Annotated in this window: 25 protein-coding genes; 13 read left to right on the forward strand and 12 right to left on the reverse strand. The window is 69.1% G+C overall.

Translation table 11 applies throughout. The annotated features are described in order from the left end of the window. Nucleotides 1-26 precede the first annotated feature (26 nt). From ACQUS8_RS02555 to ACQUS8_RS02570, 4 genes are all read right to left on the reverse strand, one after another. Nucleotides 27-1,574, reverse strand: coding sequence for a PH domain-containing protein (locus ACQUS8_RS02555; protein ID WP_435096447.1), 1,548 nt, complete (start codon nt 1,572-1,574; stop codon nt 27-29). Then, a complete protein-coding gene (locus tag ACQUS8_RS02560) occupies nt 1,571-2,038 on the reverse strand; it encodes a PH domain-containing protein (RefSeq protein WP_435096450.1) in 468 nt (155 codons plus the stop codon). Before ACQUS8_RS02560 ends, ACQUS8_RS02555 begins: the two co-directional genes overlap by 4 nt. A 45-nt stretch (nt 2,039-2,083) precedes the next feature. Next, nucleotides 2,084-2,245 (reverse strand): HVO_2901 family zinc finger protein, encoded by a 162-nt coding sequence (locus tag ACQUS8_RS02565; protein ID WP_435096453.1) that lies wholly within the window; start codon nt 2,243-2,245, stop codon nt 2,084-2,086. Nucleotides 2,246-2,372: 127 nt separating this feature from the next. Further along, entirely contained in the window at nt 2,373-3,791 is a 1,419-nt protein-coding gene (locus tag ACQUS8_RS02570) for a class II fumarate hydratase (protein WP_435096456.1), read from the reverse strand. A 155-nt stretch (nt 3,792-3,946) separates the two neighbouring features. Between ACQUS8_RS02570 and ACQUS8_RS02575 the strand changes: the two genes are divergently transcribed. The 5 genes from ACQUS8_RS02575 to ACQUS8_RS02595 are packed head-to-tail and all read left to right on the forward strand — an operon-like array spanning nt 3,947 to nt 9,036. Next, complete coding sequence (locus ACQUS8_RS02575; RefSeq protein WP_435096459.1) at nt 3,947-5,242, forward strand: ABC transporter substrate-binding protein; 1,296 nt, start codon at nt 3,947-3,949, stop codon at nt 5,240-5,242. 6 nt (nt 5,243-5,248) lie between these two features. Further along, complete coding sequence (locus tag ACQUS8_RS02580) at nt 5,249-6,229, forward strand: carbohydrate ABC transporter permease (RefSeq protein WP_435096462.1); 981 nt, start codon at nt 5,249-5,251, stop codon at nt 6,227-6,229. Further along, nucleotides 6,226-7,098: a carbohydrate ABC transporter permease gene (locus ACQUS8_RS02585; RefSeq protein WP_435096465.1), complete on the forward strand. Its 873-nt coding sequence runs from the start codon at nt 6,226-6,228 to the stop codon at nt 7,096-7,098. The genes ACQUS8_RS02580 and ACQUS8_RS02585 overlap by 4 nt, the downstream gene beginning before the upstream one ends. Nucleotides 7,099-7,102: 4 nt before the next feature. Further along, a complete protein-coding gene (locus ACQUS8_RS02590) occupies nt 7,103-8,236 on the forward strand; it encodes an ABC transporter ATP-binding protein (protein ID WP_435096468.1) in 1,134 nt (377 codons plus the stop codon). Nucleotides 8,237-8,277: 41 nt separating this feature from the next. After that, nucleotides 8,278-9,036 (forward strand): hypothetical protein, encoded by a 759-nt coding sequence (locus ACQUS8_RS02595; protein WP_435096471.1) that lies wholly within the window; start codon nt 8,278-8,280, stop codon nt 9,034-9,036. On the opposite strand, the gene ACQUS8_RS02600 is transcribed toward ACQUS8_RS02595, so the two are convergent. The 3 genes from ACQUS8_RS02600 to ACQUS8_RS02610 form a co-directional block, all read right to left on the reverse strand. Next, nucleotides 9,037-9,276 carry a BolA family protein gene (locus ACQUS8_RS02600; protein WP_435096474.1) on the reverse strand — a complete coding sequence of 80 codons (240 nt, stop codon included), beginning with the start codon at nt 9,274-9,276 and terminating at the stop codon, nt 9,037-9,039. Nucleotides 9,277-9,366: 90 nt separating this feature from the next. Next, a complete protein-coding gene (fen, locus tag ACQUS8_RS02605) occupies nt 9,367-10,350 on the reverse strand; it encodes a flap endonuclease-1 (RefSeq protein WP_435096477.1) in 984 nt (327 codons plus the stop codon). A 24-nt stretch (nt 10,351-10,374) separates the two neighbouring features. After that, the gene (locus ACQUS8_RS02610; protein WP_435096480.1) at nt 10,375-10,953 is read right to left on the reverse strand and encodes a GNAT family N-acetyltransferase; all 579 of its coding nucleotides are present in this window, start codon (nt 10,951-10,953) and stop codon (nt 10,375-10,377) included. 59 nt (nt 10,954-11,012) lie between these two features. On the opposite strand from ACQUS8_RS02610, the gene ACQUS8_RS02615 reads away from it, so the two are divergent. The 4 genes from ACQUS8_RS02615 (at nt 11,013) to ACQUS8_RS02630 (ending at nt 13,458) form a co-directional block, all read left to right on the forward strand. After that, complete coding sequence (locus tag ACQUS8_RS02615; protein ID WP_435096483.1) at nt 11,013-11,615, forward strand: class I SAM-dependent methyltransferase; 603 nt, start codon at nt 11,013-11,015, stop codon at nt 11,613-11,615. Between the two features lie 23 nt (nt 11,616-11,638). Continuing rightward, nucleotides 11,639-12,043 carry a DUF3054 domain-containing protein gene (locus ACQUS8_RS02620; RefSeq protein WP_435096485.1) on the forward strand — a complete coding sequence of 135 codons (405 nt, stop codon included), beginning with the start codon at nt 11,639-11,641 and terminating at the stop codon, nt 12,041-12,043. Between the two features lie 118 nt (nt 12,044-12,161). Beyond that, a complete protein-coding gene (locus ACQUS8_RS02625) occupies nt 12,162-12,419 on the forward strand; it encodes a hypothetical protein (RefSeq protein WP_435096488.1) in 258 nt (85 codons plus the stop codon). A 40-nt stretch (nt 12,420-12,459) separates the two neighbouring features. Beyond that, the gene (locus ACQUS8_RS02630) at nt 12,460-13,458 is read left to right on the forward strand and encodes an ornithine cyclodeaminase family protein (protein ID WP_435096491.1); all 999 of its coding nucleotides are present in this window, start codon (nt 12,460-12,462) and stop codon (nt 13,456-13,458) included. Between the two features lie 171 nt (nt 13,459-13,629). On the opposite strand, the gene ACQUS8_RS02635 is transcribed toward ACQUS8_RS02630, so the two are convergent. Both ACQUS8_RS02635 and proB read right to left on the reverse strand, forming a co-directional pair. Further along, on the reverse strand, nt 13,630-14,964 hold the full coding sequence (locus ACQUS8_RS02635; protein WP_435096494.1) for a glutamate-5-semialdehyde dehydrogenase: 1,335 nt from the start codon (nt 14,962-14,964) through the stop codon (nt 13,630-13,632). Further along, nucleotides 14,957-15,793 carry a glutamate 5-kinase gene (gene proB, locus ACQUS8_RS02640; RefSeq protein WP_435096497.1) on the reverse strand — a complete coding sequence of 279 codons (837 nt, stop codon included), beginning with the start codon at nt 15,791-15,793 and terminating at the stop codon, nt 14,957-14,959. The genes ACQUS8_RS02635 and proB overlap by 8 nt, the downstream gene beginning before the upstream one ends. A gap of 139 nt (nt 15,794-15,932) precedes the next feature. Between proB and ACQUS8_RS02645 the strand changes: the two genes are divergently transcribed. Beyond that, complete coding sequence (locus ACQUS8_RS02645) at nt 15,933-17,156, forward strand: PQQ-binding-like beta-propeller repeat protein (RefSeq protein WP_435096501.1); 1,224 nt, start codon at nt 15,933-15,935, stop codon at nt 17,154-17,156. Here the strand turns inward: ACQUS8_RS02645 and ACQUS8_RS02650 are convergent. From ACQUS8_RS02650 to srp19, 3 genes are all read right to left on the reverse strand, one after another. Next, entirely contained in the window at nt 17,147-18,148 is a 1,002-nt protein-coding gene (locus ACQUS8_RS02650; RefSeq protein ID WP_435096504.1) for a presenilin family intramembrane aspartyl protease PSH, read from the reverse strand. The two genes, ACQUS8_RS02645 and ACQUS8_RS02650, sit on opposite strands and share 10 nt — an antisense overlap. A gap of 69 nt (nt 18,149-18,217) precedes the next feature. After that, nucleotides 18,218-18,442: an H/ACA ribonucleoprotein complex subunit GAR1 gene (locus tag ACQUS8_RS02655; RefSeq protein WP_435096507.1), complete on the reverse strand. Its 225-nt coding sequence runs from the start codon at nt 18,440-18,442 to the stop codon at nt 18,218-18,220. Further along, a complete protein-coding gene (srp19, locus tag ACQUS8_RS02660; RefSeq protein WP_435096510.1) occupies nt 18,439-18,720 on the reverse strand; it encodes a signal recognition particle subunit SRP19 in 282 nt (93 codons plus the stop codon). The genes ACQUS8_RS02655 and srp19 overlap by 4 nt, the downstream gene beginning before the upstream one ends. A 169-nt stretch (nt 18,721-18,889) precedes the next feature. Between srp19 and ACQUS8_RS02665 the strand changes: the two genes are divergently transcribed. From ACQUS8_RS02665 to ACQUS8_RS02675, 3 genes are all read left to right on the forward strand, one after another. Continuing rightward, nucleotides 18,890-20,977, forward strand: a complete 2,088-nt coding sequence (locus ACQUS8_RS02665; protein ID WP_435096513.1) for a hypothetical protein — start codon at nt 18,890-18,892, stop codon at nt 20,975-20,977. A gap of 63 nt (nt 20,978-21,040) precedes the next feature. Beyond that, nucleotides 21,041-22,051: a lamin tail domain-containing protein gene (locus tag ACQUS8_RS02670; RefSeq protein WP_435096516.1), complete on the forward strand. Its 1,011-nt coding sequence runs from the start codon at nt 21,041-21,043 to the stop codon at nt 22,049-22,051. A 103-nt stretch (nt 22,052-22,154) separates the two neighbouring features. Next, nucleotides 22,155-22,526 carry an FxLYD domain-containing protein gene (locus ACQUS8_RS02675; RefSeq protein WP_435096519.1) on the forward strand — a complete coding sequence of 124 codons (372 nt, stop codon included), beginning with the start codon at nt 22,155-22,157 and terminating at the stop codon, nt 22,524-22,526. Nucleotides 22,527-22,799 lie beyond the last annotated feature (273 nt).

Below are 22,799 nucleotides of genomic sequence, written 5' to 3' on the forward strand. Positions count from 1 at the left end.
TTGTGCGAGGGAGGGTAAAAAACCGTTTAGTGCGAGGCCGATTCGGAGGCCCCGCGCTCGCCCGCGTCGTCACCAGACTCACCACGTCGCGCCGCGAGCGTCGCGCGCATCCGCTCGCCCGCCGTCTCGACGAGTGCGGCCGCGTGCTCGGCGTCGATGTCGAGCGCGACGGCGTCACCGCCGAGCAGGCCGCCGCTCCCCGCGGTGTCGACGACGACCGACGCGAGGTCCCAGCGGCGCTGGAAGAGCGACGCCCGCTCGATGAGCGTCTGCACGCGGTAGTGCGGGACGACGTGCGTTCGGCGCGTCCAGAAGCCCGCGCGGGTGAACGCGTGGTCGTCGTCCACCGCGACGCCGAGGTGGACCCACTTGTAGTGGGCGGCCACCGGCACGAGCGCGAAGAAGACGGCCGGCGCCCACCAGAACGGGTAGGAGACGACGGCGTAGTTCACGACGCCCGCGAGCGCGAGGAGGAGGCCGACGCCGATGGCGTACCGGCCGGCGTAGCGACGGCGCGCGCGCGTCGGCGCCGGCTCAAGCTCGGGGACGTCGAACGCCTCCAGTTCTCGGGCGAGGGCGAACACCTCCTCGCGGGCGGCGAGCGGCACCGCGGCCTCCGAGCCACCCGAGGGACCGGAGCCGGGCGCGTAGCCCGCCGTCTCGACGGTGAGCGACGCGTAGCCGAAGTATCGCTGGAGCGCCGTCTCACGCACCACAACCGTCTGGAGTTTCTCGAGGGGTATGGTGCCCGTGTAGCGCTCGCCGAGGCCGCGCTCGTAGCGCAAGTCGTCGCCCACGCGCGTCAGGCGGAAGTCGTAGTAGCGCGCGAACGTTCGGGCTGCGCTCGCCACCCAGAGCCCGAACACGAGTGCGACGACGCCGAGGACGCTCACTGCGGCGAGCGCCACGCGGTTCAGGTCGCCGAGGACGGGCGCGAGCACCGGCCAGATGAACGGTTGGGCGACGAACACCACGGAGACGAGGCGCGTGTCGAAGGAGAGCGCGCTCGCCAAGAGGAGGTGGCGCCTGTCGAGGACGAACACGTCTTCCTCGGCCTCGACGTCTGCCACCGCCGTCTCACCCTCGGCGGTCGCCGCGCCCTCCTCGGTCGTCTCGTCGGACTCGGCGCGCTCGGCGGCGCGCTTCAGGCGCCGAATCTCCGACTGGAGGCGCTCGGCTTCCGCGACGCTCACGCACTCCAACACGGCCTCGGTACTCCCGCCGCCCGCCGTCTCCACGTGGACGGTGGCGATGCCGAGCGCGCGCTGGACGATGTTCCGCGAGACGTCCACGTTCTGGACGCGACGGAGCGGAATCTCGCGCTCCCGGCGCGCGAACACGCCCGAAGAGACGTCAAGCGTGGAGTCGGTGAGCGCGTACTCGAAGCGCCGGTAGCGCGCCACCTCGTAGCCGACGAACGCGAGCAGGGCGACGGCCGCGATGGCGGCGACCTGCAGCGTACTGAGGAACGGCACCGCCGTCGTGCCCGCGAACACCGCGATGGCCAGCCCCCACGCGACGCCGGCGATGCGCGTCCCGACGCGGTAGACGACGGAGAGCGGGTGGAGTCTCATACGGCGTCCGTGGGTTCGCTCTCGATTGCGAGCGCGCGCAGGCGCTCCTGGAGGTCGCTCGCGCGCTCGGCGGCGAGGCCGGGAATGGCGACGTCCGCGCCCCGCGAGCCCGCGGTGTAGACGACGACTGTGCCGAGGCCGAGCACGCGCTCGAGGGGCCCGCGCTGGCTGTCGACGTGCTGGACCCGAACGTACGGAACGACCGTGCGGACGCGCGTGAAGACGCCGCGCTCGATGTAGAGGGTGTCCTCGCGCACCTCGAAGCGCCACGCCCGATAGCGGAGGCTCGCGTAGCCGACGCCGAGCACGAGCGCGACGCCGAAGACCCCGCTGGCCGCGAGGACCGGCGAGACGGGGACGGGGCCGACCCACGACAGAACGCCCGCGACGGCCCCGAGGACGGCCGCGCTGATGGCCGCACCCGCCGACCACAGCAGGAGCGCGCGCGGATGAAGCTCTTCCATACGTGCCCTCCGAGGTGAACCCGGAAAGAAGTAGGGTTGTTCGCGTCAGCGCTCGATACGCTTCAGGCCGTCGCCGAGTCCCGACTCGCCGCAGTCCGGGCAGGCGTAGTGCCAGCCGTCCGTCGTCGCGCGGCCCTCCGGGAAGACCGCGTCGCACGCGCGGCATCGGAGCCAGTCCCGTCCCTCCGTGCGTACGGCTTGCTGCATAGGAGTGAGTTCGGCGACCACCGGCATTATTCTACCTGTTTGCCCGGGAGCGTCCCCGTGACGGCAATTTGGGGACGGCGGCGGGACGCGGTGGGCTGGCGCTCGAACGTGGCGTGGAGCGACTGCGTTACTCCTCGTCGCCGAGGATGCCCCGGTGCGTCATCTTCTCCGGGTCGAGCACCTCGTCGGCCTCCTCCTCGGTGAGGTAGCCCTCGCCGACGGCGACTTCGCGGACGGTCTTGCCCTCCGCGATGGCCTTCTTCGCGACCTTGCTGGCCTTGTCGTAGCCGATGGCGGGGTTGAGCGCCGTCGCGAGCGCCATCGAGCGCTCGACCTGTTCTTCGCAGTACTCCTCGTTCGCCTCGAGTTTCGCGACGAACTTCTCGGCGAACACCTCGCTCCCGTTCGCGACGAGCGTCGCGGACTCGAGGAAGTCGAACGCGAGCACGGGCTTGTAGAGGTTCAGGTCGATTTGGCCCTCCGCGGCGCCCGCGGAGATGGCGGCGTCGTGCCCGACGACCTGCTTGTGAACCTGATTGACCGCCTCAGCGACGACCGGGTTGATCTTGCCGGGCATGATGGAGGACCCGGGCTGGTTCTCGGGCTGCTCGATTTCCCCGAGACCGTTGCGCGGCCCGGAGGCGAGCAGGCGCAGGTCGTTCGCGATTTTGTTGAGGCTCCCTGCGACCGTCCGGAGCGCGCCGTGGGCCTCGCTCATCGCGTCGTGGGCGGCCTGTGCCTCGAAGTGGTTGTCGGCCTCGCGGAACTGGATGCCCGTCTCCTCGCTGATGTACTCGGCGGCGAGTTCGGGGAACTCGGGGTGGGTGTTGAGGCCGGTGCCGACCGCCGTCCCGCCGAGCGCGAGTTCGCGGAGGTGGGCCTTCGTGTTCTCGACGCGCGCGAGCCCCTTCTCGACCTGTGTGCGGTAGCCGCCGAATTCCTGGCCGAGCCGGACGGGCGTCGCGTCCTGGAGGTGCGTGCGGCCCGTCTTGACGACGCCGTCGAACTCTTCTTCTTTCTCCTCGAGGGCTTCGACGAGCGTTTCGAGGCCGGGGACGACGTCCTTCTCCACGGCTTCCAGCGCGGCGACGTGCATCGCGGTCGGGATGACGTCGTTACTCGACTGCCCGAAGTTCACGTGGTCGTTCGGGTGGATCTCGCGCGTGCCCACGTCGCCGCCGTAAATCTCGGTCGCGCGGTTGCCGATGACCTCGTTGGCGTTCATGTTCGAGGACGTGCCCGAGCCGGTCTGGAAGACGTCGACGGGGAACTGGTCGTCGTGCTCGCCGGCGATGACCTCGTCGGCGGCCTGGACGATGGCGTCGGCCTTGTCTTCGGGAATCGTGCCGAGGTCGCGGTTCGCCTGCGCGGCGGCCTTCTTCACGACGCCGAGCGCGCGCACGAAGCGCGACTGGAAGGTGCGCCCGCTGATGGGGAAGTTCTCGACGGCGCGCTGGGTCTGTGCGCCCCAGTAGGCGTCGGCGGGAACTTCCATCTCCCCGAGGCTGTCGGACTCGATACGGTAGTGCTCCTCGTCGTCGCTCATGTGCGGGTGTCTCGCGGCGCCCCGCGTAAAACCCACCGGTCCAGACCCGCCCCGACTGGCAAGTTTGACAACCCCTCTCAGAGTTTACTCGGACTGTGATTAATAATAACTATTTAGTGTGCCAACGACTGAGGTACTCTTGGGAACAGTTGACCATGACTGACGACAACACTACGAAATCGGTTACACGGCGCGGATACTTGACTGCGGCGGGCGCGACTGGTGTCGCCGCCCTCGCCGGCTGTGCGGGTGGTGGCGGCGGTTCGAAGGAACTCGAAATCCTCCACGGCTGGAGCGGCGGCGACGGTGCGGCCGCCTTCGACAGCATGCTCAAGGGGTTCAAGGAGGCCTACCCCGACGTCACGGTGAACGACAAGGCCATCGGCGGCGGTGGGAACACCAGCCTCAACACGCGCATCAACACGCGTCTCGGTAACAACAACCCGCCGAGCTCGTGGGCCGAGTGGCCGGGCAAGAACCTCATTCAGTTCACCGACGCCGACCTCCTCGGCGACATCGAGGAGGACGTCTGGAGCAAGAACAACATGAAGGAGGCGTACCTGCAGGGCCCGAAGGATGCCGCCAAGCCCGCCGGTACGTACGTCGCCGTCCCGACGAACATCCACCGGATGAACAACCTCTTCTACAACCAGACGGTCATCGACGAGGCCGGCGTCGACGTCTCCTCGATCAAGACGCCGAGCGACCTCACCGCGGCGCTCCAGAAGGTCGAGGAGAACACGGACGCCATCGGGATGGCCCAGTCCAGTCAGTCCCCGTGGACGACGCTCCAGCTCTGGGCGTCCGTCTTCCTCGGGCAGTCCGGCTGGGAGGCCTACCAGGCGTTCATGGAGGGGAACGGCGACAAGGCGGCCATCGCGGACGCCTTCAAGACCATCAACGAGTACAGCGAGTACTTCAACAGCGACGCCGGCACCGTCGGCTGGCAGGAGGCCAACAACCTTCTCATCAACGGGAAGGCTGGCTTCTTCCACCAGGGCGACTGGGCGGCCGGCATGTACTCCGGCACCGAGAACTTCGCGTACAAGAGCGACTGGAACCACGCCGTCTTCCCCGGCACGGACGGCCACTACGCGATGAACATGGACTCGTGGGTCTACCCGTCCAACAACCCGTCCCCCGAGCAGACGAAGAAGTGGCTCACCTACGTCGGCACGAAGGACGCCCAGATTCGCTTCAACACGAAAAAGGGCTCCATTCCGCCGCGGTCGGACGTCCCGATGGACGAGTTCAGTGAGTTCCAGACGAACCAGTACAGCGACTTCCAGGACTCCTCGGCGCAGCCGCCGAGCGTCGCGCACGGCCTCGCGACGACGCCCGGTGTGCTCAGCTCCCTCAAGACCGCCATCAGCCAGAACTACTCCGGATACAGCGACTCGGCGGCAGAGAAGACCGCACAGGCATTCGTCGACGCGTTCAACAGCAACTAACGACCGATGCGTGGAAAGATAGCGACGTTCGTCCGGCGAGCACTCCGCCGGAAGCGAGTCCGCGCCGACGGCGGCGAGGTGGCGAGTGCCGACGCCACCCGCTCCGACGGGCTCCTGAGCGACGAGTTCACCTCCTCGCTCCCGTACTGGCTGCCACCGTTCATACTCATGGGGCTGGCAGTCTACGGGGCGATCCTCTGGAATCTCCTCCTGAGCTTCACGGACACCGCGGGGTTCCAGACGCCGAACTACGCGAACCTCGACCTCGAGATGTACACGCGGGCGTTCGGCGACCCCGTGTTCATGGGGGCGCTCCAGAACACGTTCGCGCTCCTCATCGCGTTCACCCTCCTCTGTCTCGTCGTCGGGCTGCTCGTCGCCGTCCTGGTCGACCAGGGCATCCGCTACGAGAACACCTTCCGGACCATCTACCTGCTGCCGATGGCGCTCTCGTTCGTGGTCACCGCCCAGTTCTGGCTGTGGATGTACAACAAGCAGAACGGGCTGGTGAACATCGTCCTCGGCGTCTTCGGCCTCGGGCCCTACGAGTGGATCGGCAACCCGTCGCTCGTCCTCGGCGCCGTCGTCTTCGCGCTCATCTGGCAGTTCAGCGGCTACGCGATGGTCGTCTACCTCGCGGGGCTGCGAGCCATCCCGACCGAGCAGTTCGAGGCGGCGCGCGTCGACGGCGCGACCACCCTCCGGATGTACTGGCGCGTCATCGTCCCCCAGCTGAAGGGGGCGACCATCTCCGCGTCGGTCGTCCTGATGGTGTTCGCCCTCAAGGCGTTCGACTTCCTCTACTCGCTCACCGGGAGCTACTACCCGCCGAAGGGGTCGGACATCCTCGCCACGATGATGGTTCGGCAGGCGTTCGTCGCGAACAACCGCGCCTACGCGGCTGCAATCGGTATCATGCTGTTCGCGCTGGCGCTCGTCATTATCGCACCGTACCTCCTCTACCAGTACCGCGCAGGTGAACTATGACTGACACACAGAACTCACTCGCTGGCAACAGTTGGCGTCGGACGGCGCTCTACGCCACCCTCGTCCTACTGGTGGTCTTCTACCTGATGCCCCTCTGGACGGGGCTGATGGCGTCCATCAAGGCTGACGTCCTTGCCACTGCACCGTTCCTCCCGCCGAGCGTCGGCGGGTTCACGACCATCCACTGGACGCGCGCCGCGAACGCGCTCGCGGGCGGGTTGGTGAACAGCCTTATCCTCGCCGTCCCCGCGACCATCCTCTCCGCGCTCCTCGGGAGCATGGCCGCCTACGGGCTGACGACGCTCGACTGGCGCTACCAGGTGCCCGTGCTCATGCTGTTCATCGCGGGTATCTTCATCCCGTACCAGGCCGTCCTCATTCCGCTCTCGAAGTTCTGGGCGTCCATCGTCCCGATCAGCGACCTCGTGGGTTACGTCGGCCTCGCGGGGTGGGTCGGTGACCTCATCGGCCTCATCATCACGCACGTCGCGTACGGCATCCCCATCTGTACGTTGCTCTTCCGCACCTACTACAAGGACTTCAACGACGAGATGGTGGAGGCCGCGCGCATCGACGGCGCGACGACGCACCGCATCTATCGGCGCATCATCCTGCCCCTCTCCGTGCCGATGTTCGCCGTGACGCTCATCTACCAGTTCACGCAGATTTGGAACGACCTCCTGTTCGCGCTCGTGCTCGTCGGACCGGGCGCCGGCGCACCCGTGACGGTGCCGCTCAGCCAACTCGGCGCGAGCCTCTCCGAGGTCGGCTTCGGCATCCGGATGGCCGGCGCGTTCGTCGCGGCGCTCCCGACCATCATCGTCTACGTCCTGTTCGGCGAACAGTTCGCGAAAGGGGTGGCTACCTAACACTATGGCTCGACTCGAACTAGACAACATCACGAAGCACTTCGACGACGACGGCCAGACTATCGTCGCCGTCGACGACGCCAGCATCGACATCGAGGACGGGGAATTCCTCGTGCTCGTCGGCCCGTCCGGTTGTGGGAAATCCACCACGCTCCGGATGATCGCCGGCCTCGAAACCATCACGGACGGCGAACTCCGCATCGGCGGCCGGCGCGTCAACGAGGCGAAGCCGCGCGACCGGGACATCGCGATGGTGTTCCAGTCCTACGCGCTCTACCCGCACATGACCGTCCGGGAGAACATGAGCTTCGGGCTTGAGGAGTCCACGGACCTCAGCGACGCGGAAATCTCCGAGCGCGTCGAGTCCGCGACGGAGACGATGGGCATCTCCGACCTCCTCGACCGCAAGCCCACAGAACTCTCCGGCGGCCAGCAACAGCGGGTCGCGCTCGGGCGTGCCATCGTCCGCGAACCCGAGGTCTTCCTCATGGACGAGCCGCTGTCGAACCTCGACGCGAAGCTCCGCGCGCAGATGCGCACGGAACTCCAGCGCCTCCAGGAGGACCTCGACACGACCACCGTCTACGTCACGCACGACCAGACGGAGGCGATGACGATGGGCGACCGCATCGCCATCCTGAACGACGGCGAACTCCAGCAGGTCGCGACGCCGCTCGAGGCCTACCACACACCCGCCAACCAGTTCGTCGCCGGCTTCATCGGCGAACCGTCGATGAACTTCTTCGACGTCGACCTGCAGGACGAGTCCGTCGTCGGCGACGGCCTCGACTACCCGGTCAGCGCGGCCGTCCGCGAGAAGCTCACGACGGACGAGCTCGTCCTCGGCATCCGCCCCCAGGACATCGAACTCGTCGCCGAGGCGGAGGGCGAACACGACTTCGCCGTCACCGTCGACGTCGTCGAGCCGATGGGCGACGAGAACAACGTCTACCTCACCCTGTCTGACGGGTCGGGCGAGACGTTCATCGCGAACGTCGACGGCCGCACCCCGGTCGAGGAGGGTGACGACGTCGTCGCGCGCATCCCCGAGCAGGCCGTTCACTTCTTCGACCGGCACAGCGGGGAGGCGCTGCGCAACCGCGAGTTCGACGAGGAGAACGCGGACTTCTCGCTGTAACGGCGACAAGACACTTCTTCCTGCCGCCGGGCCGTTCTGGCATGCACCGCCTCTCGAAGCTCGGCGTCGCCTTGCTGCTCGTTGCCGCCGTGCTCGCCGCGAACCCGCTCTACGTCGGCGCGCTCACCGGCCCGGAGCGCGTCCCCACGGGCTACGAGGCGACGGCGATGAACGCCACGAACCCGACCGATCGCACCCTACTGGTGAACGCCTACGGCCGCGACGTCGTGCTCGATGCGGACGCCGTCGGCCACGCCTACACCGACTACGACTACCGCGCGCCCGCGGCGACCCACGACGCCATCCAGCGCGCGCTCCGCGACGGCACCGCCACCACGACGAACGCGAGCGTCGCCATGGACCTCCGCGCGCTCGACGCCCGCTACGCCTACCTCGAAGGCGCGGAGGGTGGACCCTACTACGCGATGACCGTCACAGGGAACGAAAGCGCGACGACGCTCCGCCTCGACGAGCGGAACGGGACGCGCGTCGCGCGCGCCGTCCTCGACAACGAGACGGTGGCGTGGTCGTCGCTCTCGGCGGCACAGCGGGCGACCGTCGACGAAATACTCGCGAGCGACGGGTACTACCGTCCCTATCGGGGCGAGGCGGTGCCGGAGACGCCGCTCCTCGTCGAGCGGAACGACACCGTCTACGGGGTGCGTGCGACCGTGAGCGTCGACGGCAGTCCGGTCTTCGGCACGTCCGTGGCGCTCTGGGGGTGCGCCGCGCTCGCCCTCCTCCTCGGGAGCGGGTTGGGCGTCGGCGGCTGGTACCTCGAACGCCGCGAGCAGGAGTAGTTACGCGTCGTCGGGCGTCTTCGTCGTCAGCTCGAGCGCGTGAATCTCGTTCGTCATCGCGTCGCCGAGCGCGTCGTAGACCATCTGGTGCTGGTCGACGAGGGTCTCGCCCTCGAAGGCGGGCGAGGTGACTTCGGCGGCGAGGTGGTCGTCGTCGTGCTCGCCGCGTGCACGAGACACGTCCGCGGTGCTGTTGGGGAGTCCGTCCTCGATGAGTGCTTCGACGTCCTCGGGTTCCATACGTCGAGAGTGGTCACGCGAGAGTAAAAGGGACGCGGAGGCGGTGGCAAAGGTGTCGCCCTGCCGACGGCGGCCTCGCCCTCACCTGAACTACATCCAGTCGTCGAGACCTGTCTGGACGACGGAGTCCTCGATGCGCTCGAAGGCCCGGTCGATTTCGTCGGCGGGAATCTCCCACTCCTCGGTGAGATACTCGCGGGCGGCGTCGAGGTCCGGGTCGATGGACTCGTCGTAGTCGTAGTCGTCGGTGACGTCGGGGTCGAGGAAGAGCTCACGGATGCGGTCGGCGTTGTCGATGTATTCGTCCTCGGCCTCGAGGACGCCCCAGAGGTCGCCGTGCTCCTTCACGGCCGAGAGGGCGGTCTTCGGGCCGTACCCGCTCAATCCCTCGTTGAAGTCCGTGCCGCAGAGGATGCCGACGTCGACGAGTTGCTCCCACGTGAGGTCGTGTTCCTCGAGGGTGGCTGCGAAGTCCATGCGCTCGACGTCGCCCTTGCTGGTGAGTTGCCGGAGCGTCAGGGGCGCGCCGAGGAGGAGGCAGTCGTAGTCGTCGCTCCCGACGTAGTCGACGTCGTCGTCGGTGCGCGCCATGTAGGAGGCCTGCGCTTCGCCCTCGGCGGGCGCCTCGACGACGGGGACGTCGAGCAACTCGAGGAGGTCGCGCGTCGTCTCGTGGATGGTCTCGGTGAGGCGTTGGGTCTGCGACTCGAGGCGCGCGACTTCGAGCGCGTCGCCGGCCTCGCGGGCTTCCTCGAGTTGTGCCTCGCGTTTCTCGCGTTCCTCGCGGCGTGACTCGACTTCCTCGTCCTTCAGGCCGACGACGCGGCCGTCGAAGACGAAGACGGGCGTGAGGTCGTTCTCGAAGAACTTCGGGAGGCCCTGCGCGACGCCGATGAGGTTCGGGACTTCCGTCCCGTCGCTGGTCGTGTAGGCGTCGTCGCGCGTGAAGCGCACGGTCGTGGTGAGGTACTTGTAGAGCCAGTTGTGCGCGTCGACGGCGACGACGTCACCCTCCAGCTCGTCGAAGGCGACCTCCTCGATGACGGCGAGCTGGCGGAGGTCCGCGTTTCCCATACTCGGGCTAGCGGACGGCGGGCCTTAACACTCGCCTTCCGGGGCGTCGACGACGGCTGGCGGGCCGTCGCGGGCGTCGAGGAACGCCACTTCCGCGTCGGTGAGGTCGCGCTCGCGGTAGACGGCGAGTCCCTCCCCGTAGCGCTCGGCGCGGGCCTCGCAGGGGCGTTCGAGGGCGAGTTCGTGGCGACCGACCTGCGCGCCGGTGTAGCCGAAGCCGGCCTTGTACGCGGCCTCGTAGGCGTAGGGGTTGTTGACGTCGATACGGACGCGCTCGTAGTCGGCAAGCAGGCAGTCGGCGGCGAACGCACAGAGGCGCGCGCCGATTCCCTCGCCGCGTCGGTCGTCGCGGACGGTGACGTACCGGAGGACCACGGTATCGGAGTCCTCGCGGTCCGGGCTGAAGGAAACGGCACCGACGACGCCCGCTGCCTCGGCGTCGCGGGCGTCCGGCGGCCAGCTCTCCCGGTCGCGGACGCCGTCCGCGACGGCGACGGCCTTCCCGGCGTCGCGCGTGACGAACTTCCCGGCGTAGCGGAAGCGCTCCCAGTCGAGGCGAATACGGGGGGCGTCGGGCGGACAGCCGAGGACGGCGAACTCCATACGTCCGCGAGCGCGCGGACGGCCTTAGGCTCTAATATCGTGGCGCGGCGAGTGCGGGTGTGAGCGACGTCGCGCACTTCGACCGACTTGCCGCCGTCTACGACTGGCTCGCCCCCTCGGCGTCGCCCGACGACGTCCGCGCGGGGTTCGCGTACGCCGAGCGGAACGTCCAGACGGTGCTCGACCTCGCGGGCGGGACAGGTCGGACGGCCGCCGCAGTACCGGAATACGACGTGACGGTGCTGGACGCCGCGCCGGGGATGCTCCGGGAGGCGCGCGCGAAGGGGCTCCGGGTCGTGCAGGGCGACGCGACGCGCCTCCCGATTCTCGACGAGTCGTTCGACGCGGTGGTGGTGACAGACGCGCTGCACCATCTCGACGCGCCCGCGGCGATACGGGCGGCGTCCCGGGTTCTTCGACCAGGCGGCGTGCTGGTCGCGTGCGACTTCGACCCGCGCGGAGTACTGGGGCGGGCGCTCGTCACCGGCGAGCACCTCGCGGGCTTCGAGTCGTCGTTCTACGCGCCCGGAGAACTCGCCGCCGTTTTCGAGGAGGCCGGCCTGCGGTCACACGGCGTCAGGTCCGGGTTCGGGTACGCGCTCGCCGGGGTGAAACTGGGCGGCGCGCGGACGACGGGGAGCGACGAACCGGTACGAGAATAACGCCACCGACCCAACCCGCGCGTATGTCACTTCTCGACGTCGACCGGCGGACAGTACGGTTGTTCGTACTCCCGGACCTCGTCGCGATACTCGCGTTCGTGCTCGTGGGCGAATACCAACACGAGATGCTCGCGTACACGCTGACCCACCCGCTGCGCTTTCTCGGCGTCGTCGCGCCGTTCCTCGTCGGGTGGGCCGTCGCGGCGTCAGTCCTCCGGGCGTACAGCACGCGGGCGCGGTCGTGGCGCGGCCTCATCGGGTGGACGCTCCTCTCGTGGGTCGTCGCGGACGCCCTCGCACAGGGACTCCTGCTGACCGGCATCTTCCCAATCGACTTCAACGAGGTGTTCGCGGTGGTGGTCGCGGTGTTCGGTGGCCTCTTCCTCTGCATCGCGCGCGGCGTCACCTTCTTCGCGGCGTCACGCTGAACGCCGCGCTCACTCTCTTTTACGACGTGATGGATACCACCTCTATAACTTATGAGTTGCCTACGAGTTGTCTATGGAAAACTCTTATATGACTATCCAGCATAGTACGTGATAGATTATGACGAGTTATTACGACCACATCCTGGGACTCATCCCTGTCGCGTTCGCCGCCATCGCAGCCACCCTGCACTTCACTGGCTTCAAGCCGGCGGTCGCGATACCCATCGCGGGCGGAGTGGCCGTCGTGCTCGTCGGACACGCGCTCTTCGTCAACGGCCCCGTCGACGACGTCGCGGACGTCGGTGCGACCACCCAGCACGCCACCCACATCACCGGTCGCGCCGACGACCGGAGTCCCGCCCCGGCCGCCGACTGACGCCTCAACCCTTTTCCGGTCCCTCCCCTAACCCGGGAGTATGACCGACGCCCTGTTCCTCACGAGCGACGACGTCTCGGACCTCGCCGAGCCCGCGGACTACGTCGAAGTCGTCCGCGACGCCTACCGTCAGCGCGGCGAGGGCGCGCCCGCCGAACCCCGGACGAAACTCCTGAACGAGGAGCCACCGGGGATGTTCACGACGTACGCCGCCGTCCTCCCCGAGACGGGAGCGATGGGCGGCTACATGTACGGCGCGGGCTTCGGCGAGCGCGACGCGTGGTTCATGACGCCGCTCTTCGACTCGGAGACCGGCGAGCCGCTCGCGCTCCTCGACGGCGCGAGCATGAACCCCTTCAAGACCGGGGCCGCCGGTGCCGTCGGTACGGACGTCCTCGCGCGCCCCGACGCCTCCTCACTCGCCGTCATCGGCAGCGGCGCGCAGGCCCGCGGTCAGCTCCGCGCCATCGACACCGTCCGGGACCTCGAGACCGTCTGGGTCTACTCGCCGACGAAGGAGCACCGCGAGAACTTCGCCGGCGAGATGAACAAGGCCCTCGACGCCAGCGTCGCCGCCGTCGCCTCCAGCGCCGCCGCCGTCGAGGACGCCGACATCGTCGTCACCGCCACCAACGCCTCCGAACCCGTCTTCGACGGCGACCACCTCGAACCCGGCACGCACGTCACCGCGATGGGCCAGTACGACCCCGAGAAGCGCGAACTCGACGCCCGCACGCTCGAACGCGCGACCTACGTCCTCGACCTCGAGGCGCGCGCCGACACCGACGCCGGCGCGTTCATCCAAGCCAGAGACGAGGGCGTCGTCACCGACGACGACATCCACGGCGAACTCGGGGACGTCATCGTCAACCGCATCGCCGGCCGGGAGAGTCCCGAGGAGATCACCGTCTTCGACTCCGGCGGCACCGCCATCGAGACCGTCGCCGCCGCCAACATGCTCTACGAGCGCGCAAAAGACGAGGGGCGCGGAAAGGAAATCGACTTCGCGCCCGCGAGCGAGGCACTCACCGGCGAGTAGCGATCAGGAAGCGGCGTCGCTCGACCCGGTTCACGGATTCCTCGCTCGCGCGTTCGTCCGGGCCTGCGAACGCCTCACTAGCGTTCAGCGTTCGCACGTTCGGCGGATCGACTACTCGTCGCTCCGCCCGTTCACGGGTCGTTCCTCCCCGTTCACCGTCCCGCGTCGGACCTACTGGTCCGACGCGAGGTGTCCGGGCACCCACTCGCCGTCGAACTCCTCATGGAGGAACGGCTTCGGGTTCTCGCCGGCGTAGGAGGCGACGAGGTGACCGTCGCCCTCGAGGTAGTACTTGTAGGTCGTGAGACCGTCGAGGCCGACGGGGCCGCGGGCGTGAATCTTCCCCGTGCTGATGCCGACCTCGGCACCGAGGCCGTAGCGGTAGCCGTCCGCGAAGCGCGTAGAGGCGTTGTGGAAGACGGACGCGGCGTCGACGCGCTGCATGAACTCGCCCGCGCGGTCGGACGTCTCGGTGAGGACGGACTCGGTGTGCTTCGAGCCGTAGGTGTTGATGTGGTCGACCGCGTCGTCGAGCGAATCGACGACCTTCAGCGAGAGCACGAGGTCGCCGTACTCCTGCGACCAGTCCGCCTCGCTCGCCGGGTCGACGTCCACGACGTCCCGAGCGCGCTCGTCGCCACGGAGTTCGACGCCGGCGTCTGCGTAGCGCTCGACGATGCCGGGGAGGAAGTCGGCGGCGACGTCCGCGTGGACGAGCAGCGTCTCGACGGCGTTGCAGACCGCGGGATACTGGACTTTCGCGTCGTAGGCGACGTCCGCGGCCATGTCGAGGTCGGCGTCACGGTCGACGTAGACGTGGCAGACGCCCTCAGTGTGCCCGAGGACGGGAATCTTCGTGTTGTCCTGGATGTACTGGACGAACGCGGAGCTCCCGCGCGGCATCACGAGGTCGACCGAGTCGTCCATCCCGAGCAGGGTGTCGACATCCTCGCGGGCCTCGATGAGCTGCGCCCAGCCGTCGGGCATGTCGTCGGTGGCCTCGCGGATGACCTCGTAGAGGACGCGGTTCGAGTGGCTCGCCTCGCTCCCGCCCTTCAGGATGGCGGCGTTCCCCGATTTGAGGCTGAGCGCGGCAATCTGGACGAGCGCGTCCGGCCGGGACTCGAAGACGGTAGCGATGACGCCGATGGGGACGCCGACCTTGTAGAGTTCGAGGCCGTCATCGAGGCGGCGCGCCTCCAGCGTCTCGCCGAGCGGGTCATCCTGTTCGGCGACGCTACGCACCATTTCGGTGATGCTCTCCAGTTTCGACGGCGAGAGCTTCAGGCGGTCGACGAGCGCCTGCGAGTACTCGCCGGCCTCGAGTTTCTCCTCGCCGGCCTCGACGTCCTTCGCGTTCGCCGCGAGAATTTCGTCCTCGGCGTCCTCGATGGCGTCCGCGATGGCGTGGAGCGCGGCGCTGCGCTCCTCGTCCGGGACGTTCGCGAGGTCGAGCGCGGCTGACTCGGCCTGTGCGACCTGCTCCTCAGTGGACTGCTCACTCATTGTCGACACCGTTCACAGGGAGGAATATTGTTCCAACGGGTTCGGCTTCGGCGACGCGTTCGAGGACGTCCGGCGCGTCCGACGCCGCGATGATGGCGGGGGAGCCGTGTTCGGCGACCTTCCGCGCGCCCTCGACTTTCGTCTGGATGCCACCGAAGGCGCCGGTCGCCGTTTCGTCGACGAGCGCCTGAATCTCGCCGTAGTTCTCGCCGACCGCCTCGATGCGCTCGGCGTCCGCGTCGTGCTTCGGGTTACCCGTATAGACGCCGCCGACGTCCGTCAGGGTGACGAGCAGGTCGACGTCGATGCCGACCGCGAGCGACGAGGAGAGCATGTCGTTGTCGCCGATACGGATCTCCTCGGTGGCGACGGCGTCGTTCTCGTTCACGATGGGGACGACGCCCCATTCGAAGAGCGTCTCGATGGTGTTCTGGAGGTTCGTGTAGCGCTCGGGGTCCTCGAGGTCGTGCTGGGTGAGGAGGAATTGGGCGACCTGCGTGTCGTAGCGCGCGAAACTCTCCGTGTAGCGATGCATCAGCCGACCCTGCCCGACCGTCGAGAGCGCCTGGGACTCCTCGACCGTCTCCCGGTCCTCGTCGAGCGCCATCATGCCGAGGCCGGCGCCGACGGCCCCCGAGGAGACGAGGAGGACGTCCGTTCCGCGTTCGCGGAGCGCGGCGATGTCGTCGACGAGCTTGTCGAGTTTCGCGTCGTCGAGGTTCGAGTCCTCGTCGGTCAGCGAGTTCGTCCCGGCCTTCACGACGACGCGCTCTGCGTCCGCGGCGAGCGCCCGCGCGCGCTCTGCGTCCGCGGCGACGGCCTCAGACACGTCCGGCCACCCCGCTCGTCGTGGTGCGACTCGTGCTCATCATTGTCACTCAGAAGGAGACGAGAGTGACATACACCCTTTGGTTCCCCGCGGTTCTCGGGACCGAAGACACTTGCCTCCGCCCGGAGACGTGGGTACCGTGACACGAATACCGACGCGTCGGCGCGCCCTCCGCACGCTCGGCGCCGGCCTGCTCGCCGGTCTCGCGGGCTGTGGCGCGGGCGGCGAGTCGACGGACGGCGGTGTGACGGCGACGCCGCCGGGGTCGCCCGCGCTTGACGTCACCGGCGAGTGGCCGAGTCACCGCTACGACGCCACGAACGCCGCCGTCGCCGCGGGCGGCGCTGGCCTCACGGAGATTCAGACCTACTGGATACTGGACGCGGGCGGTCCGCCGGTCGTCGCCGACGGCGCGCTCTACAACTGGGCGACGCGGAACCGCCGGGCGACGCGGAACCGCCGGGCGACGGCGTTCACGCGGCGCAACCCGGCGACGGCCGAAGCAGTCGGGCGCACGTCGGTCGCCCACGACGGCGTCACCGGCGCGCCGACGGTCACGGGAGACGGCGTCTACGGGACGACCTTCGAGCGGGCGTACCGCTTCGACGCGGCGGGCGACGCGGTTCGGTGGCGCGGCCCCGCGATGCCGGGTGTTGAGTCGCCGCCGACCGTCGCGGGCGGCGTCGTCTACGTCCGCACGGGCGGCGCAGAGGGGACCGACCCGCACCTGCGCGCGCTCGACGCCGCGACGGGCGAGACCCGCTGGCGGCACGGCACGGCGGGACAGCTCGCCCCGCCGGTCGCCGTCGCGAACGACACCGTCTACCTCGCGGACGGGGACGGTCTGCACGCGCTCGACGCGACGAACGGCGGTCACGAGCGCTGGCACCGCACGCTCCCGGACGCCCGCAGCAGTACGCCGGTCGTCGCCGACGGGACGGTCTACGTCGTGGCCGCCGGAGGCGTTGTGGCGTTCGACGCGGCGACGGGCGCGGAACGCTGGCGCGCGCTCGGGGATGCCGACGTTGACGGAGCCCCGGTCGTCGCGAGTGACGCCGTCCACGTCAGCGGTGACGACCGCCTCGTCTCGCTCGACCCGGCAGACGGGAGCACCACCGTCGCGTTCGCGGAGCGCGGGCGGCCGGTCGCGCGCCGCGGCGACACCCTCTACGCGGTCGACTCGGCCACGCTCCGGGCGTTCGACGTCACGGACGGGAGCCAGCGCTGGTCATACGGAACGGGATCAGCACAGCGCGAGGACACAATCGTCCGCGGTATCGACGGCGTCGCACCAGTCGAAGGCGGTGTCTACGTCGCGGCCGCGGACGGCCTCCACGGCGTCGGGCCGGCCCGTCAGACGTAGGGGGTGAGGCCGAGCGCCGAGACGAGCGAGAGGCCGGAGGCGAGCGCGCCGACGAGGTAGCCGAGTATCGCGCCGCCGTTCAGCAGGGGGAGGCCGGCGTGCGCGCGGCCCTGGAGCACCATGCGGAGGAGGACGGCGAGGCCGAGCATCGTGCCGATGAGCGCGGTGACGGCGGGGAGCGCGACGCCGGCGACGGTCGGCACGTCGGAGAGGAAGAACGCGGCGGAGGCGACCATGATGGTCGGCATGACGGCGTCGCCGAGGCCGATCATGATGCTGTCCCGGCCCTCCTCGCCGTGCGTCTCGGCTTCGGGTTCGTCCGCGTCGGACGTCTCCGCGTCGTCGTTCTCGGCGTCGACGGCCTCCTCGTCGCCTTCCGCGACTTCCGCGGCGCGTTCGCGGAAGGAGAAGTCCCGAGTGGTCGGGTAGACGAGGAGGATGGGGAGTTTGAGCGCGACGACGCCGGAGGCGAGCGTGAGCATGTGCTCGGTGCCGTAGACGCTGATGGCGTCGTAGACGGCGAGCGCGGCGAGGAGGAGAACCGCGGGCAGAATCCCGAAACTGATACCGAAGAGCGCGCCCGCGCCGATGCCCATGATGACCCCGGCAAGGTCGATGACCCACCACTCGGGGTACGCGAGGAGCGCGGCGAGGAGGACGCCGGCGGCGAGCCACGGCACGACGTTCACGCCGGCGACCGTGAGGCCGGGGAGGACGCCGAAAACGTAGACCGTAATCATCGCGCCGGTGAGGAGGATAAACGCCCGCAACACTTGGTCGCCGCCGTACTTCAACGCAACGAGGATGAACGCGGTGGCGACGAGGATGACGGCGAGGTAGAGCGCGCTGTTCGCGGGGTTCTGCGGGTCCTGGACGGTCTGGTAGCCCGCCTGCTTGAACGGCTCGACGAGCGCGAGCGCGCCGAGCTGTATCGCGAGGAAGGTGAGGAAGATGCCCCCGCAGGCGGCGAGCACGCCCTTGCGTTGGTCCATGCGCGAGACGACTGGCGCGCGCGCCTTCGCCCTTTCGGGTTCAGCAGCGTGGGTCCCGGAGGCGTCGCCCTATCGGACGTAGACTTTCGACCCGAGGAGCGACGCGGGGGAGGCCTCATCCGGCGACACCGCGAGATAGGGCTTCTCGACGGGCCCGAAGACGTCGACGACGCGGCCGACGTCGCTGAGGCGTTCGTCGACGACTTCCGCGCCCATGTCGGGGTGGTTCTCGTCGACGCAGCGGACGATGGCGAGGCCCTGCGCGCTCCGGACGACGTCGCCCGCGCGCTTCATTCGCGGAGCGTCGACACGTAGGCGCCGACGGCCTGCAGGAGGTCGGACTTCCCGGCGTCGTCGGCGTCCTTCACGAGGACGCGCCCGGACTCCGTCCATCCCTGTCGGGGGTAGGCCTTCTCGCGCTCGATGACGGCGTCGTAGCCGACCTGTCCGACGGCCTTCGCGACTTCGTCCACCGTCGGCTCCTCGACGGCGAGCGAGAGGGGGACGCGGCGGCCCTCGCGACGGGAGAGCGTCGCGTCGAAGTAGGCGGGCCAGATGACGTTCTCGACCATACCCGATGTAGCCGACCTGTCGGGTAAAGAGTGTCGGACAACGCGGTTCCAGAGGAACCGCGGAAAGGCGAGCGGGAGGGAGAGGGCGACCGACACGCGAATCCTCTGGAACCGCGGAGCGACGGCGGAGTAGACAGTCCTTTCAGAGACCCACCCGAGGACTCGGAGTATGCAGACACGGGCACTCGTCCTCGGCGTGCTCCTCGTCGTCGCGCCCATCGCCGGCGTGGGCGTCGGTGTCGAGCAGGTGGGGGCGTCGCACACCACGACCATCACGCAGACGACGACGCTCGCGCTCACGCCCGAGACGTCGGGGGAGGTCACCGCCACGGTGAGTTACGACCTCCCCGAGAGCGTCACCGCGCTCAGCGTCACCGTCCCGTCACGCGAGCGCGTCGTCGGGACGTCGGGGTTCGCGTCGGCTGAGGGGAACAGCTACAAGTGGGACGGAAAGACGACGAACCCCTCGATAACGCTGCGCGTGCCCGCAAACCGGACGTTCGCGGGGAGCCGGTCGCTGGACCGCGTGCGGGCGCGCTCCGGGAACGTGACCGTCACGGGTCCGCACAGCGCGCGCGCCGGCGGCGTCGTGAACGCGAGCGCCGTCACGCCGACTGCGAGCAGAACGAACGCCAGAATCGGCGCGAACGCCGCGCGCGAGGACGGCGGCTACTCCTTCGTCGACACGGGGTCGTGGGCCATCGTCCCCATCCCGCAGTTCGGCACGCACTGGTCGTGGCGCGGCGCACAGCACGTCGGCCTCGAGCGCCAGACCGCCGTCGCCGGGGAGGGTGTCGCCGGGAACGCGATGGCTTATCTCGGGCCACACCGGACCTACGAGCGCCGCGCACACGGCCAGCGCCTCCGCCTCGTCGTCCCTGCCGCCGCCTCGCTGCGCGAGTCGCCCGAAGCGATACTTGACAGTTTCGCCGCCGCGTCAGGGTCACTGACCGTCGGCGCGCGCGACCGGGAGATTCGGGTCGTCGCCGCGCCGACGAGCGTCGACTGGGGGCCGGCCGGCCTCGAGTACGGCGGGAGCGACGCGTGGGTGCGCGCTAACAGCCGGCTCGACGTCCCCGAGAACGTCTGGTTGCACGAGTACGTCCACACGCGACAGGCCTACGCGACGACGAACGCGACGAAGTGGACGCTTGAGGGCGGCGCGGAGTACTACGCGAGTCTGCTCACACTCCAGCAGGGCCACATTACCTACGACGACTTCCGGTCGTACCTCGCGCGGGGGACACGCTCGCCCTACGCGAGCGCGGTGCTCGCCCAGCCCTCGACGTGGAGTCGCCTCGCGAACTACCTGAAGGGCGCGCTCGTCTCGGGGACGCTCGACCGGCGGATTCGCACCGCCTCCGATGGCGGGCGGAGCTACAACGACGTGCTCGCGCAGTTGAACGCGGACTCGGACTCGGTCACGCAGACGGAGTTCCTCGCAGCCGTCGAGGCGGCGGGGAGTGCCGAGACGCGCTCGGCCGCCGCCCGATACACGCAGACGGACGCCGTACCCGAGATGTGGTCGTACGCCACCCACCAGCGGGTGTTCGGCGAGACGCCGCCGCGCATGGAGTTCGCGCTCGACCGCGGCACCCTCTCGGTGCGCGGACCGTGGCGGAACACGACGGTCGACGCACTCGACGGCACGCTGACGCTCGCACCGGGCGAAACGCTCGTCCTGAACACCACCGTGCGGAACCTCGGCGACCACGCGGGGCGCTACGAGGCGACGCTCCGGCGCAACGACACCGTCGTCGCGTCCACGAGCGGGCGCGTCGACGGCGGGAGCACCGCGCCCGTCTCGTTCAGCGCGACCGTCACGGAGCGCGGTGAATACGTCCTCGACCTCGGCTATCGCGAAATCCCCGTCGAGGTGGTCCGGCCGTCGACGCCGGTCGTGCGCTCGCTCTCGGTGAACCGGACGTCGGTGAACGCGAGCCAGCCCGTCGGCGTGACCGTGACGGTGGCGAACCCGACGCCCCATCCCGCGAACACGACCTACGCCATCACCGTCGACGGTCGCACGACCGGGTCGTGGTCGCCCCACCTCGCGCCGAACGGGACGGTGACGGGGACGTTCACGGTGACGTTCAAATCGGGCGGCGAGCACACGGTTCGCGTCGGCGAGCGTACGGCGACCGTCCGCGTCAACGGCGGCAGCGCCATCCCGGGCGTCCCCGGGTTCGGGCCCGTCGCGGGCGCGCTCGGCGTCCTCGTCGGCGTCCTGCTCGCCGGCCGACGCGTCCGCGAGTAGGACGCGACTCCCGGCCCGGACGCGGCCGGGGTCGTTAAGGCTCGGCCGGCGGAACCACCGGTCGTGAAGCGACCGACGCTCCTCGCCCTCTGTCTCTGCCTGCTCTGTGTGACCGCTGGGTGCGTCTCGCCCGGGTCGTCGCCGACACCCGAGACGACGGCGACTGACGGGACGACCGCCTCGGGGCCGACGACCGGCGACGCGGCGAACCTGTCCCCGCGCGGCGCGACGCTGAACGCCACCGTCGTGGACGTCGCGGACGGCGATACGGTGGACGTCCGCTTCGCGAACGGGACGACGGACACCGTCCGACTGGTCGGCATCGACACGCCCGAAGTCTGGTCGGACAACACACCCGAAGAGTTCCGCGGCGTTCCCTCGACGGCGGCGGGCCGCGAGTGTCTGCGGACCTGGGGTGAGCGCGCGAGCGACTACACGAAGGAGCGCCTCGCGGGCGCGCACGTCACGCTCGCGTTCGACCCGAACACCGACCGCCGGGGCTACTACGGCCGCCTGCTCGCCTACGTCTACGTGAACGGGACGAACCACAACTACGCGCTCATCGAGCAGGGGTTCGCGCGCGTCTACGAGAGCGGGTTCAGTCGCCAGCCGCGGTTCTCCGCGGCGATGAACGCCTCCTACGACGCCCGCGAAGGGCTGTGGAGCTGTGCGACCGGGGACGGGAGCGGCGGTAGCACGTCGACTACCGCCAGCTCGACGACCACGGCGGGCGCCGGGTCGAGCGCGCTCGTGGTCGCGTCCGTGAACGCGGACGCCGCGGGCCCGGACGGCGAGAACCTGAACGACGAGTACGTCGTCCTCGAGAACACCGGCGAGGAATCGCTCGCCCTCGGCGGCGCGACGGTGACGGACGCCGCCGGGCACGCCTACACATTCCCGTCGGGGGCGACGCTCGCGGCGGGCGCGACGCTGACACTCCACACCGGGAGTGGGACGGACACCGCGAACGACTACTACTGGGGCGCCTCCAGTCCCGTCTGGAACAACGGCGGCGACGCGGTGACGGTCCGCGCGGCGAACGGCACCGTCCTCGCGCGCTATGAGTACGCGTAACACGGGACGAGCGACGTGTGGCGGGCAAGACGGGCGGCGTTCGTTCGATTTTTCCTCGCCGTGAGATTGGTTATTTAACCACCGTGGGGACGAAGCCGGAGGTATGAACCGGCGGACGTTCCTCGCGGCCGCGGGGACGGCGGCACTCGGCATCGGCAGTGGCTGTCTCAGCGGGTCGGCGGCCGACGTGCATTGGACGTACCACTACGACAGCTACATGGAGGGCGGCGCGTTCCACGTCACCATCACGGGGTCGGTGACGAACAAGACTCACCACGCCATCGACGAGGTGACGATGAAGTGCCAGTTGCGCCGCGACGACGACAGCATCGTCGCCGAGCGCTCGCAGACGCTCAACCACCTCAACAGCGGGGAGAAACAGCGATTCTACTTCCGCTTCAGCCTCCCGAAGAACCGCAAGAAGGAGGTCGACGGCGCGCATCTCAAGCCGGTGGTCGGCGGGCCGACGCTCTGAGGGACCCCCACACACCACTGCTGCAAGTGTTCTGCCACGCGAGGAGGGAGGAGAGAGGAGCGGCGTGCCGGCGCGCCGACACACCACCGTTGCAAGTGTTTCGTCGCGAGGGATACTACCGACGGGAGTGCCGACCCGGCAGGCACCGACCCCCACACACCACTGCTGCAAGTGTTCCGCCGAACGGGCGGGGAGCGGTGAGGGGAATTCGAGTGACCGCCCCCCACGCCCCACCGTTGCAAGTGTTCCAACGGACGTGGGGACATAGATACG

Origin of the sequence: Halarchaeum sp. P4 (assembly GCF_051195175.1) — an archaeon.
GTDB lineage: Archaea > Halobacteriota > Halobacteria > Halobacteriales > Halobacteriaceae > Halarchaeum.

Coding starts and splice junctions, on each gene's coding strand:
- ACQUS8_RS02555 (WP_435096447.1), bottom strand. CDS start 1,574: ATGAGACTCCACCCGCTCTCCGTCGTCTACCGCGTCGGGACGCGCATC.
- ACQUS8_RS02560 (WP_435096450.1), bottom strand. CDS start 2,038: ATGGAAGAGCTTCATCCGCGCGCGCTCCTGCTGTGGTCGGCGGGTGCG.
- ACQUS8_RS02565 (WP_435096453.1), bottom strand. CDS start 2,245: ATGCAGCAAGCCGTACGCACGGAGGGACGGGACTGGCTCCGATGCCGC.
- ACQUS8_RS02570 (WP_435096456.1), bottom strand. CDS start 3,791: ATGAGCGACGACGAGGAGCACTACCGTATCGAGTCCGACAGCCTCGGG.
- ACQUS8_RS02575 (WP_435096459.1), top strand. CDS start 3,947: ATGACTGACGACAACACTACGAAATCGGTTACACGGCGCGGATACTTG.
- ACQUS8_RS02580 (WP_435096462.1), top strand. CDS start 5,249: ATGCGTGGAAAGATAGCGACGTTCGTCCGGCGAGCACTCCGCCGGAAG.
- ACQUS8_RS02585 (WP_435096465.1), top strand. CDS start 6,226: ATGACTGACACACAGAACTCACTCGCTGGCAACAGTTGGCGTCGGACG.
- ACQUS8_RS02590 (WP_435096468.1), top strand. CDS start 7,103: ATGGCTCGACTCGAACTAGACAACATCACGAAGCACTTCGACGACGAC.
- ACQUS8_RS02595 (WP_435096471.1), top strand. CDS start 8,278: ATGCACCGCCTCTCGAAGCTCGGCGTCGCCTTGCTGCTCGTTGCCGCC.
- ACQUS8_RS02600 (WP_435096474.1), bottom strand. CDS start 9,276: ATGGAACCCGAGGACGTCGAAGCACTCATCGAGGACGGACTCCCCAAC.
- fen (WP_435096477.1), bottom strand. CDS start 10,350: ATGGGAAACGCGGACCTCCGCCAGCTCGCCGTCATCGAGGAGGTCGCC.
- ACQUS8_RS02610 (WP_435096480.1), bottom strand. CDS start 10,953: ATGGAGTTCGCCGTCCTCGGCTGTCCGCCCGACGCCCCCCGTATTCGC.
- ACQUS8_RS02620 (WP_435096485.1), top strand. CDS start 11,639: ATGTCACTTCTCGACGTCGACCGGCGGACAGTACGGTTGTTCGTACTC.
- ACQUS8_RS02625 (WP_435096488.1), top strand. CDS start 12,162: ATGACGAGTTATTACGACCACATCCTGGGACTCATCCCTGTCGCGTTC.
- ACQUS8_RS02630 (WP_435096491.1), top strand. CDS start 12,460: ATGACCGACGCCCTGTTCCTCACGAGCGACGACGTCTCGGACCTCGCC.
- ACQUS8_RS02635 (WP_435096494.1), bottom strand. CDS start 14,964: ATGAGTGAGCAGTCCACTGAGGAGCAGGTCGCACAGGCCGAGTCAGCC.
- ACQUS8_RS02650 (WP_435096504.1), bottom strand. CDS start 18,148: ATGGACCAACGCAAGGGCGTGCTCGCCGCCTGCGGGGGCATCTTCCTC.
- ACQUS8_RS02655 (WP_435096507.1), bottom strand. CDS start 18,442: ATGAAGCGCGCGGGCGACGTCGTCCGGAGCGCGCAGGGCCTCGCCATC.
- srp19 (WP_435096510.1), bottom strand. CDS start 18,720: ATGGTCGAGAACGTCATCTGGCCCGCCTACTTCGACGCGACGCTCTCC.
- ACQUS8_RS02665 (WP_435096513.1), top strand. CDS start 18,890: ATGCAGACACGGGCACTCGTCCTCGGCGTGCTCCTCGTCGTCGCGCCC.
- ACQUS8_RS02675 (WP_435096519.1), top strand. CDS start 22,155: ATGAACCGGCGGACGTTCCTCGCGGCCGCGGGGACGGCGGCACTCGGC.